Annotated in this window: 11 protein-coding genes; 8 read left to right on the forward strand and 3 right to left on the reverse strand. The window is 67.5% G+C overall.

Going from position 1 to position 9,314, the window contains the following annotated elements; all coding sequences use genetic code 11:
- The 3 genes from RMO30_RS03970 to RMO30_RS03980 form a co-directional block, all read left to right on the forward strand.
- Positions 1–292 (forward strand): aldehyde dehydrogenase family protein (locus RMO30_RS03970; protein ID WP_309709803.1); only part of this gene is annotated, 292 nt, incomplete at its 5' end.
- Between the two features lie 4 nt (positions 293–296).
- Positions 297–1,070: a 3-oxoacyl-ACP reductase gene (locus RMO30_RS03975; protein ID WP_309709806.1), complete on the forward strand. Its 774-nt coding sequence runs from the start codon at positions 297–299 to the stop codon at positions 1,068–1,070.
- Entirely contained in the window at positions 1,067–1,795 is a 729-nt protein-coding gene (locus RMO30_RS03980; protein ID WP_309709809.1) for a GntR family transcriptional regulator, read from the forward strand. Before RMO30_RS03975 ends, RMO30_RS03980 begins: the two co-directional genes overlap by 4 nt.
- Positions 1,796–1,798: 3 nt before the next feature.
- On the opposite strand, the gene RMO30_RS03985 is transcribed toward RMO30_RS03980, so the two are convergent.
- The 3 genes from RMO30_RS03985 to RMO30_RS03995 form a co-directional block, all read right to left on the reverse strand.
- Positions 1,799–2,029 carry a hypothetical protein gene (locus tag RMO30_RS03985; RefSeq protein WP_309709812.1) on the reverse strand — a complete coding sequence of 77 codons (231 nt, stop codon included), beginning with the start codon at positions 2,027–2,029 and terminating at the stop codon, positions 1,799–1,801.
- Positions 2,029–2,220 (reverse strand): hypothetical protein, encoded by a 192-nt coding sequence (locus RMO30_RS03990; RefSeq protein WP_309709814.1) that lies wholly within the window; start codon positions 2,218–2,220, stop codon positions 2,029–2,031. The genes RMO30_RS03985 and RMO30_RS03990 overlap by 1 nt, the downstream gene beginning before the upstream one ends.
- A 63-nt stretch (positions 2,221–2,283) precedes the next feature.
- Positions 2,284–3,150 carry a sugar phosphate isomerase/epimerase gene (locus tag RMO30_RS03995; RefSeq protein WP_309709816.1) on the reverse strand — a complete coding sequence of 289 codons (867 nt, stop codon included), beginning with the start codon at positions 3,148–3,150 and terminating at the stop codon, positions 2,284–2,286.
- A 148-nt stretch (positions 3,151–3,298) separates the two neighbouring features.
- Here RMO30_RS03995 and RMO30_RS04000 point away from each other — a divergent pair, with 148 nt between their 5' ends.
- The 5 genes from RMO30_RS04000 to RMO30_RS04020 form a co-directional block, all read left to right on the forward strand.
- On the forward strand, positions 3,299–4,789 hold the full coding sequence (locus RMO30_RS04000) for a trehalose-6-phosphate synthase (RefSeq protein WP_309709818.1): 1,491 nt from the start codon (positions 3,299–3,301) through the stop codon (positions 4,787–4,789).
- On the forward strand, positions 4,786–5,601 hold the full coding sequence (gene otsB, locus RMO30_RS04005) for a trehalose-phosphatase (protein WP_309709820.1): 816 nt from the start codon (positions 4,786–4,788) through the stop codon (positions 5,599–5,601). Before RMO30_RS04000 ends, otsB begins: the two co-directional genes overlap by 4 nt.
- Before the next feature lie 24 nt (positions 5,602–5,625).
- Positions 5,626–6,462, forward strand: a complete 837-nt coding sequence (locus RMO30_RS04010; RefSeq protein WP_309709822.1) for an aldo/keto reductase — start codon at positions 5,626–5,628, stop codon at positions 6,460–6,462.
- 138 nt (positions 6,463–6,600) lie between these two features.
- A complete protein-coding gene (ilvD, locus tag RMO30_RS04015; protein WP_309709824.1) occupies positions 6,601–8,322 on the forward strand; it encodes a dihydroxy-acid dehydratase in 1,722 nt (573 codons plus the stop codon).
- A gap of 58 nt (positions 8,323–8,380) precedes the next feature.
- A partial coding sequence (locus tag RMO30_RS04020; RefSeq protein ID WP_309709827.1) for a thiamine pyrophosphate-binding protein occupies positions 8,381–9,314 on the forward strand: 934 nt, incomplete at its 3' end.

Consider the following 9,314-nt stretch of genomic DNA (forward strand, 5'->3'; position numbering starts at 1 on the left):
CTTCGGCCCCGTGGTGAGCGTTCTGCCGTTCGACGACGAGGCCGACGCGATCGGTCTCGCGAACTCGTCGATCTACGGCCTCTCGGGCTCGATCTGGACTCGCGATCTCGGCCGCGGCATCCGCGTCGCCCGCGGCGTCGAGAGCGGCAACCTCTCGGTGAACTCGCACTCGTCGGTGCGCTACACCACCCCGTTCGGCGGCATGAAGCAGTCCGGCCTCGGCCGCGAACTCGGCCCCGACGCGGCCCTTGCCTTCACCGAAACCAAGAACGTCTTCTTCAGTCAGGAGTAGCCCGATGGACCTCACCCAAAGACTCGCGGGTCGCGTTGCCGTGATCACCGGCGGCGCATCCGGAATCGGCCTCGCCACCGCGCGTCGGTTCGTCGCCGAGGGCGCGAAAGTCGTGATCGGCGACCTCGACCCCGCCTCCGGCGAGAAGGCCGCAGCCGAGTTGGGCGGCCTGTTCGTGCCGGTGAACGTCGCCGATAAGGACCAGGTCGACGCCCTGTTCGACACCGCCGCGGCGGAGTACGGCTCGGTCGATATCGCGTTCAACAACGCCGGCATCTCGCCGCCCGACGACGACTCGATCGAGACCACCGAGCTCGACGCCTGGGATCGTGTGCAGTTGGTCAACCTCACGAGCGTGTACCTCTGCTCGCGCGCTGCGCTGCGCCACATGGTTCCGCAGGGGCGCGGCTCGATCATCAACACGGCATCCTTCGTCGCCATCCTGGGGTCGGCGACCAGCCAGATCTCCTACACCGCCTCGAAGGGCGGCGTGCTCGCGATGACCCGGGAGCTCGGTGTGCAGTTCGCGCGCCAGGGCATCCGTGTCAACGCGCTGTGCCCCGGACCGGTGAACACGCCCCTGCTGAAGGAGCTGTTCGCGAAGGACCCGGAACGTGCTGCCCGCCGGCTCGTGCACGTGCCCGTCGGGCGGTTCGCCGAACCCGAAGAACTCGCCGCCGCCGTCGCGTTTCTCGCGAGCGACGATGCGTCCTTCATCACCGCCTCGACGTTTCTCGTCGACGGCGGCATCAGCGCCGCCTACGTCACCCCGTTGTGAGTACCCCCGACCCGCCGGCATCTCTCGTCGACGAAGCAGTCTTCCGCCCGGTTCGCAGCGGCAACTCGCTCGAAGACACCGTCGCACGGCTGATGCAGACGATCCGGCTCGGTGTCGTTCCCCCCGGCCAGGCGCTGCCCAGTGAGCGCGACCTCGCCACCCGATTCTCGGTGTCGCGCGACACGGTGCGCGAAGCCATCCGCGAGCTCTCCGAAGCCGGATACCTGACCTCGAAGCGCGGCCGCTACGGTGGCACCTTTGTCACCGACCCGCTTCCACCGCCTCCGGTCGTGCCCACGGTCACGCCCACCACAGCCGAGATCGAGGATGTCGTCGGCCTGCGTGAAATCCTCGAGGTGGGCTCGGTGCGTGCCGCGGCGAGCCGCAGCCTCGGCGCCGAGGAACGCGCACTGCTCTGGACCCGCCTCGGCGAAGTGCAGGCTGCGACGCCCGAGGACTATCGACGCCTTGACTCCCGGCTGCACCTGGCGTTCGCCGAGATCGTCGGTGTGCCGTCGCTCGTCACCCTGCTCGCCGACAACCGGTCGCGAGTCAACGACCTGCTCGACACCTTCCCGCTGCTGGCCCGCACCATCGAACACTCCAACCGGCAGCACGAAGCGATTGTGTTCGCGATCCTCGCGGGCAACGAACAGGGTGCTGCCGAGGCGATGCGCGAGCACCTCGACGCCTCCGCCGTGTTGCTGCGGGGCTTCTTGGCCTGATCGTCAGGCGGCGGGCGGGGACTTCGGGGTGCGCGGCGCGGGCTTCGTCGACGGTGGCGCAGCCGGGGGAATCGTCGAGTTCGTGTCCAGGTACAACTGGGCGGCGCGGGTGGCGACGATGAGGTACCGAACGAGCAGCACCGCGACGACGACGACTGCCGCCGTGAAGATCAGACCCCCGACAAACATGCCGACGTGCCAGAACCAGCCGAGGCCGTACCGGTCTCCGAACATCACCACTCCTCGAGTTCGTGGTCCTTCGCCCGCTCGGCGGCGGTACCGACGGCGATGGCGACGTTGATTCCCCAGGCGACCCACAACAGGATGAGGCGCCAATCACGCGGGCCCGCGGTCGTCGTCTTCACCAGCCCGACTGCGCCGAACAGCGCACTCAGCACGCTGAAGTTGAAGATGAACTTGCGCATGCGGCCTCCTGAGGTCAATCTCAACGCTACCCCGCGACCGGCATCCACTCGGCGGGGGTTGACTTACGAGCGCGAGGCGGCCTTGCGGGCGCGCCGGACGCTGCGTCCGTTGATGCGCTCCGCACCGCGGGCGAGGGGCTCGCGCGTCGCGTGCTCCTGACCGATGTACTGCTTCGCGAAGGCGACCGTCTCGACGAGCATGTCGAGGCGCACCTGCGGGTTGCGGATCTTGTGCAGCCCGATCTCGGCGACGACGTGCCCGGTGAAGCCGTTCTCGACGAGGTAGGTAAGCGTCTCGGCGACCGGCTGGGTGCCGCGGCCCGGCACGAGATGCTCGTCGTGCATGTTGCCGTCGTCGACGCTTCGCCGACCGTCGCAGAGGTGGATGTGGCGCAGCTTGTCGCCCATCGCCATCGCGTACTCGAGCGAGTCGCGGCCGCTGAGCGAGGCGTGCGAGAAGTCGAGGGTCATCGCGTCGACGTCGAGGTCGAGCGGGTCAGGGCTCGGCGCGTAGGCCTTCAGGATCTTGTGGCCGACCTTCCACGGGAACATGTTCTCGACGCAGATCTCGATGCCGGTGTTCTGCGCGGTCTGGCGCACGATGCGTTCGAAGTTCTTGGCGTAGCCGGCTTCCCACCGGAACGGCGGGTGCACGACAACGGATGAGGCGCCAACGGATGCGGCGAGCTCCGCCGACTTCTCTAACTTCACCTGAGCGTCACGGCCGCCGATGAGCTGCATCCAGAACAGCGACGGGGCGTGGATGGAAAGGATCGGCAGCGAGTACCGCTCGATCAGCGCATTCAGCGCAGCAGCATCCCTCGACACGGGATCGGTCGTCACCATGATCTCGAGACCGTCGTAGCCGGCGATCCGTGCGAGCCTGAATGACTGCTCCACCCCCAAGAGGATGTTGCAGGATGTGCTCATGCCGATCTGAATCATCGCGCTCTAACCTAACGCGACCGTGTGTCCGGCGTGTGACAGTTTCGGGAACTCCGTCGGCGCGCCTATTACACGTTCTGCGGCCTCTGCGCCATCGGTTCGGCCTCTCGGCGGCGGCTGCTACCGTCGTGAAATGGCCGACGAGCGCTTCGCCTTCGTCGTCGTCTCCAATCGCCTGCCGGTCGACCGTGTCGTCGCCGAGGATGGCTCCGCCTCCTGGAAGCAGTCGCCGGGCGGGTTGGTCACGGCGCTCGAACCGGTGATGCGCAAAACCGAGGGGGCGTGGGTCGGCTGGATCGGGCAGCCCGAAGTGGAGCTCGCGCCGTTCACGCACTCGGGACTCCGTATCGTTCCGCTCGCCCTCACCGGGGGCGAGGTTGAACTCTTCTATGAGGGCTTCAGCAACGACACCATCTGGCCGCTGTACCACGACGTGATCGTGCCGGCGACCTACCACCGCGACTGGTGGGACTCCTATGTCGCCGTCAACCAGCGGTTCGCCGACCAGGCCGCCGCAGTCGCCGACGTGGGTGCGACGGTGTGGGTGCACGACTACCAGCTCCAGCTCGTGCCTCGAATGCTGCGCCTGGCCCGACCCGACCTCGTCATCGGGTTCTTCAACCACATCCCGTTTCCTGCTTATGGGTTGTACTCGCAACTGCCGTGGCGCACCCAGATCATCGAGGGACTTCTTGGCGCCGACGTCATCGGCTTCCAGCGGGTATCGGATGCCGGCAACTTTTCGCGCGCGGTTCGCCGGCTGCTCGGCTACCCGACGAGAAGCCCGTTCATCGAGGTGCCGGCGACCGACGAGCTGCCGGCTCGACGGGTCGTCGCCCGGCCGTTCCCGATCTCGATCGACGTCGTGGCGTTCGAGGAGCTTGCGCGCAGCCCCGCCGTGCAGGCTCGGGCGACACAGATCCGCGCGGAGCTCGGCAATCCGAAGACGGTGATACTCGGGGTCGACCGGCTCGACTACACCAAGGGCATCGGCCACCGGCTCAAGGCCTTCTCAGAGATCCTGGAAGAGGGGCGTTTGAAGGTCGAAGACGTCACGCTCGTCCAGGTGGCGAGCCCGAGCCGCGAACGGGTCGAGACCTACAAGCATCTGCGCGACGAGATCGAACTGACCGTTGGTCGCATCAACGGCGACTTCGGCACGATCGGTCACCAGGCGGTCAACTACCTGCATCACGGATTCCCGCGCGAAGAGATGGCGGCGCTCTACCTCGCCGCCGACGTGATGCTCGTGACGGCACTGCGCGACGGCATGAACCTCGTCGCCAAGGAATACGTGGCAGCCCGCCACGACGAGGACGGCGTTCTGGTGCTGAGCGAATTCGCCGGAGCGGCCGACGAGCTGAAGACCTCACTGCGCATCAACCCGCACGACATCGACGGGTTGAAGGATGCGATCATGCAGGCCGTCGACATGCCGCGCGCCGAGCGTCGCAAGCGTATGCGTTCCCTGCGGAAGCGCGTGCGGGAAAACGATGTCGGCCACTGGTCGCGCAGCTTCCTGCGCACCCTGAGTGACGCAAACGGTGGCATCGACCGACTCGGTGCCGATCTCGACCCTCTCGGCGACCTCGAGTGGACCGTCGAGCGCGTCCCGAAGCCGTGAACGAACCCCGGCACCGCGCCTCCGCGGCCCCCCTCCAGTCGTCGCTCGTCGGAGCGCTCCGCGAGCTCGCCCGCACCCGTCGACTTCTGGTGGCTCTCGACTTCGACGGCACTCTCGCCCCCGAAGTGGATTCCCCCGAGCAGGCCCGAGCGATCCCGGAGGCGCGGGAGGCGGTGCTCGCTCTGATGAAGCTGCCGAACACTCGGGTCGCGCTCGTGTCGGGTCGCGCGTTGCGCAGTCTCATCGACGTGTCTGACCTCCCCGACAGCGTTCTGCTCGTTGGATCGCACGGGATCGAATTACGGCTCGACGACCCTGGCGACCGAGTGAGCCTCGACACCGCCGAAATCGAGCAGGTCGAGGTGTTGCACGAGGTGCTCGGTGAGGTCGCCGACGCGATCGATCAGGTCTGGCTCGAATCCAAGCCTGCGGGTTTCGCCCTCCACACCCGCCTCGCGACCGACGACAACTCGCGCCTCGCGCACCTCGTCGCCTTATCGGAGGCGCAGGCCGAGATCGAGAACCTGACCGTGCGGCACGGCAAGAACGTGCTCGAGTTCGCCGTCCGCTCGACGACGAAGGGTGAAGCCGTCGAGCACCTGCGCCGCTACACCGCCGCGGATGCCGTGTTCTACGCGGGCGACGACGTGACCGACGAGGATGCCTTCGCGGCACTGCTGTCGCACGACGTCGGCGTGAAGAGTGGCTCGGGTGCGACCGAAGCCGCGTTCCGCGTCGCCGGGCCCGAGGAGGTCGCGCTCGTGCTGAAGACCCTCGCGACCTTCCGCGAAGGCGACGTTCACGAACAGTAGAGCCGCATCGGAGAGGATGGCGGGATGAGCATCCCCGCGATCCCCCTGAACACCGGCGCGAGCATCCCACAGGTCGGGCTGGGCACCTGGCCGCTCGACGACGCGCAAGCGGCGGATGCGGTGGCCGCCGGAATCGAGGTCGGCTACCGGCACATCGACACCGCGACCAAGTACGGCAACGAGGCGGGCGTCGGCGACGGCATCCGTCGTTCCGGTGTGCCGCGCGAGGAGCTGTTCGTCACGACCAAGCTCGACGGCACATTCCAGGGCGACGATCGGGCCATCGATGGTCTGCGCGCTGCTCTGGAGCGGCTCGGCGCCGACTACGTGGATCTGCTGCTCATCCACTGGCCGCTGCCGCAGCGCGACGAGTACGTCTCGACCTGGCGCACCTTCGAGAAGCTGCACGCCGACGGCCTGGCCCGCGCGATCGGCGTTTCGAACTTCAAGCCCGCCCATCTCGACCGCCTCATCGCCGAGACTTCGGTGGTGCCTGCGGTCAACCAGATCCAGATCAGCCCGGCGATCACGCGGCTCGAGCAGCGGGCCTGCGACGACACTCACGGCATCGTGACCCAGTCGTGGAGTCCGCTCGGCGGGGGAAGCGGCGTGCGGTCGTTGCTCGCCGAACCGGTGATCGTCGCGGTGGCGGAACGCCTCGGTCGCACCCCGGCCCAGGTCGTGCTGCGCTGGCACGTGCAGCAGGGGCTCGTCGTCATCCCGAAGAGCAGCGACCCGGCCCGACTCGCCGAGAACCTCGACCTCTTCTCGTTCGAGCTCTCGACCGACGACATGGCGGCGCTGACGACCCTCGACGAAGGCCCCGACGCGGGAGTCGACTCCGACCGCTCGGGTCACTGACCCCGATGTAACGCTCGCTTAGATGGAGCCGCGCGCGCCCAGACGGAGATCGACGTGGGTCCAACCGCGCCGGGCTCCATCTAAGCCAGTGTCACCCCTCGCGCAGCGACCCGTTCGGGCGGGCGGTACCCTCGTCACATGCCGGAAACACAGCCTTCGAATGGCGTGCCCGCGATCGACCACAAACCGCGGTCGCGCACCGTCACCGACGGGATTGAAGCCACCACGAGCCGCGGGATGCTTCGCGCGGTCGGCATGGGCGACGCCGACTGGGACAAGGCGCAGATCGGCATTGCCAGTTCGTGGAACGAGATCACGCCCTGCAACCTGAGCCTCGACCGCCTCGCCCGCGCGGCGAAGGAGGGCGTGCACGCCGGCGGTGGGTATCCGCTGCAGTTCGGCACGGTTTCGGTGAGCGATGGCATCTCGATGGGTCACGAGGGGATGCACTTCTCGCTCGTGTCGCGTGAGGTCATCGCCGACAGCGTCGAGGTCGTCATGCAGGCTGAGCGGCTCGACGGTTCGGTGCTGCTCGCCGGGTGCGACAAGTCGATCCCGGGCATGCTGATGGCGGCGGCTCGACTCGACCTGGCATCCGTCTTCCTCTACGCCGGTTCGATCGCTCCGGGCTGGGTGAAGCTGAGCGACGGCACCGAGAAGGACATCACGATCATCGACTCCTTCGAGGCGGTCGGTGGCGTGCTGGCCGGCACGATGAGCCGCGAGGATGCCCACCGCATCGAGTGCGCATTCGCGCCCGGCATGGGGGCGTGCGGTGGCATGTACACCGCCAACACGATGGCGTCGGTCGCCGAGGCGCTCGGGCTCTCGCTGCCCGGCTCGGCATCTCCCGCCGCCTCCGACGGTCGCCGCGACATGTACGCGCACCGTTCGGGTGAAGCCGTCGTCAACCTGCTGAATAAGGGCATCACCGCTCGGCAGATCCTCACCAAGGAGGCGTTCGAGAACGCCATCGCGGTGGGCATGGCGCTCGGCGGTTCGACCAACATCGTGCTGCATCTGCTGGCGATTGCGCACGAGGCCGAGGTCGAGTTGGACCTCGACGACTTCAACCGGGTCGGCGCGAAGGTGCCGCACATCGGCGACCTCAAGCCGTTCGGCAAGTACGTCATGAACGATGTCGACCGCCGCGGCGGCGTTCCCGTGCTGATGAAGGCCCTGCTAGATGCCGGCCTCCTGCACGGCGACGTCATGACGGTGACCGGCAAGACGATGCGCGAGAACCTCGAGGAGCTGAATCTCCCCCCGCTCGACGGTGAGGTGTTGAAGCCCCTCGACAAGCCGATCCACGCGACCGGCGGTCTCACGATCCTCAAGGGCACGATGGCCCCGGAAGGTGCGGTCGTGAAGACGGCCGGCTTCGACGCCGCCGTGTTCGAGGGCCCGGCACGCGTGTTCGAACGTGAGCGTGCCGCCATGGATGCCCTTGCGGCCGGCGAGATCCAGCACGGCGATGTCGTCGTCATCCGCTATGAAGGCCCGAAGGGCGGCCCCGGGATGCGCGAGATGCTCGCTATCACCGCCGCCATCAAGGGCGCGGGGCTCGGAAAAGATGTCCTACTATTGACAGACGGCAGATTCTCAGGCGGCACAACCGGCCTGTGCATCGGCCACATCGCCCCGGAGGCAGTGGACGCAGGTCCGATCGCCTTCGTCAGCGATGGTGATCTGATACGGGTCGATATCGCAGCCCGGTCGATCGACCTAGAAGTCGATCCGACCGAGTTGGAGAGCCGCCGTTCCGGCTGGGCTCCCTTGCCTCCGCGCTATACCCGTGGCGTTCTCGCGAAGTACTCCAAGCTCGTACACTCGGCCGCCGAGGGTGCGGTCACCGGGTAACTTCAGCGCTTCAGACATCCATCGCTTCTCTCAGGCCTGAGCCTTCTAAGGACACATCATGACTGCGGATGCTTCACCCGCTGCCCCCCCGCGCGACCCGGCCCAGCCTGCCAAGAACGTCATGACCGGTTCGGGCGCCATTCTCGCCTCACTCGAGAAGCTCGGCGTGACCGACGTCTTCGGACTCCCGGGCGGCGCGATCATGCCGTTCTACGACGAGCTGATGGCGTCGACGACGATCCGCCATATCCTGGTGCGCCACGAGCAAGGCGCCGGCCACGCGGCTGAGGGCTACGCCGCGGCCTCCGGAAAGGTCGGTGTCGCGATCGCGACCTCCGGCCCCGGCGCGACCAACCTGGTGACGGCGATCGCCGACGCCTACATGGACTCGGTGCCGCTGCTGGCGATCACCGGCCAGGTGTTCTCCACCTCGATGGGAACGGATGCCTTCCAGGAGGTCGACATCGTGGGCATCACGATGCCGATCACCAAGCACTCGATCCTGGTGAAGCGGGCCGAAGACGTGCCGGCGGCGCTCGCGTCGGCGTACCACATCGCCTCGACCGGACGACCGGGCCCCGTGCTCGTCGACATCACCAAGGATGCCCAACAGGGTTCGATGACTTTCTCCTGGCCGCCGAAGCTCGAGCTGCCTGGCTACCGGCCGGTCACCAAGGCGCACGGCAAGCAGATCACCGCCGCCGCCGAGCTGATGTTCGAATCGACGCGTCCGGTGCTCTATGTGGGTGGCGGTGTCGTGCGCGCCGAAGCCCACAAGGAGCTGCTGAAGCTCGCCGACCGCACCGGGCTGCCGGTGGTCACGACGCTCATGGCGCGCGGCGCGTTCCCCGACTCGCACCCCCACCACCTCGGCATGCCGGGGATGCACGGCACGGTGCCGGCGGTGCTCGCCCTGCAGGAGAGCGACCTCATCGTCGCCCTCGGCGCACGGTTCGATGACCGCGTCACCGGTAAGGTCGCCGACTTCGCTC

The organism is Pseudolysinimonas sp., from assembly GCF_031389465.1.
GTDB lineage: Bacteria > Actinomycetota > Actinomycetes > Actinomycetales > Microbacteriaceae > Pseudolysinimonas_A.

Excerpts from the sequence above, each read along its gene's own strand:
- RMO30_RS03975 (WP_309709806.1), top strand. The coding sequence starts at position 297 with ATGGACCTCACCCAAAGACTCGCGGGTCGCGTTGCCGTGATCACCGGC.
- RMO30_RS03985 (WP_309709812.1), bottom strand. The coding sequence starts at position 2,029 with ATGTTCGGAGACCGGTACGGCCTCGGCTGGTTCTGGCACGTCGGCATG.
- RMO30_RS03990 (WP_309709814.1), bottom strand. The coding sequence starts at position 2,220 with ATGCGCAAGTTCATCTTCAACTTCAGCGTGCTGAGTGCGCTGTTCGGC.
- RMO30_RS03995 (WP_309709816.1), bottom strand. The coding sequence starts at position 3,150 with ATGAGCACATCCTGCAACATCCTCTTGGGGGTGGAGCAGTCATTCAGG.
- RMO30_RS04000 (WP_309709818.1), top strand. The coding sequence starts at position 3,299 with ATGGCCGACGAGCGCTTCGCCTTCGTCGTCGTCTCCAATCGCCTGCCG.
- RMO30_RS04010 (WP_309709822.1), top strand. The coding sequence starts at position 5,626 with ATGAGCATCCCCGCGATCCCCCTGAACACCGGCGCGAGCATCCCACAG.
- ilvD (WP_309709824.1), top strand. The coding sequence starts at position 6,601 with ATGCCGGAAACACAGCCTTCGAATGGCGTGCCCGCGATCGACCACAAA.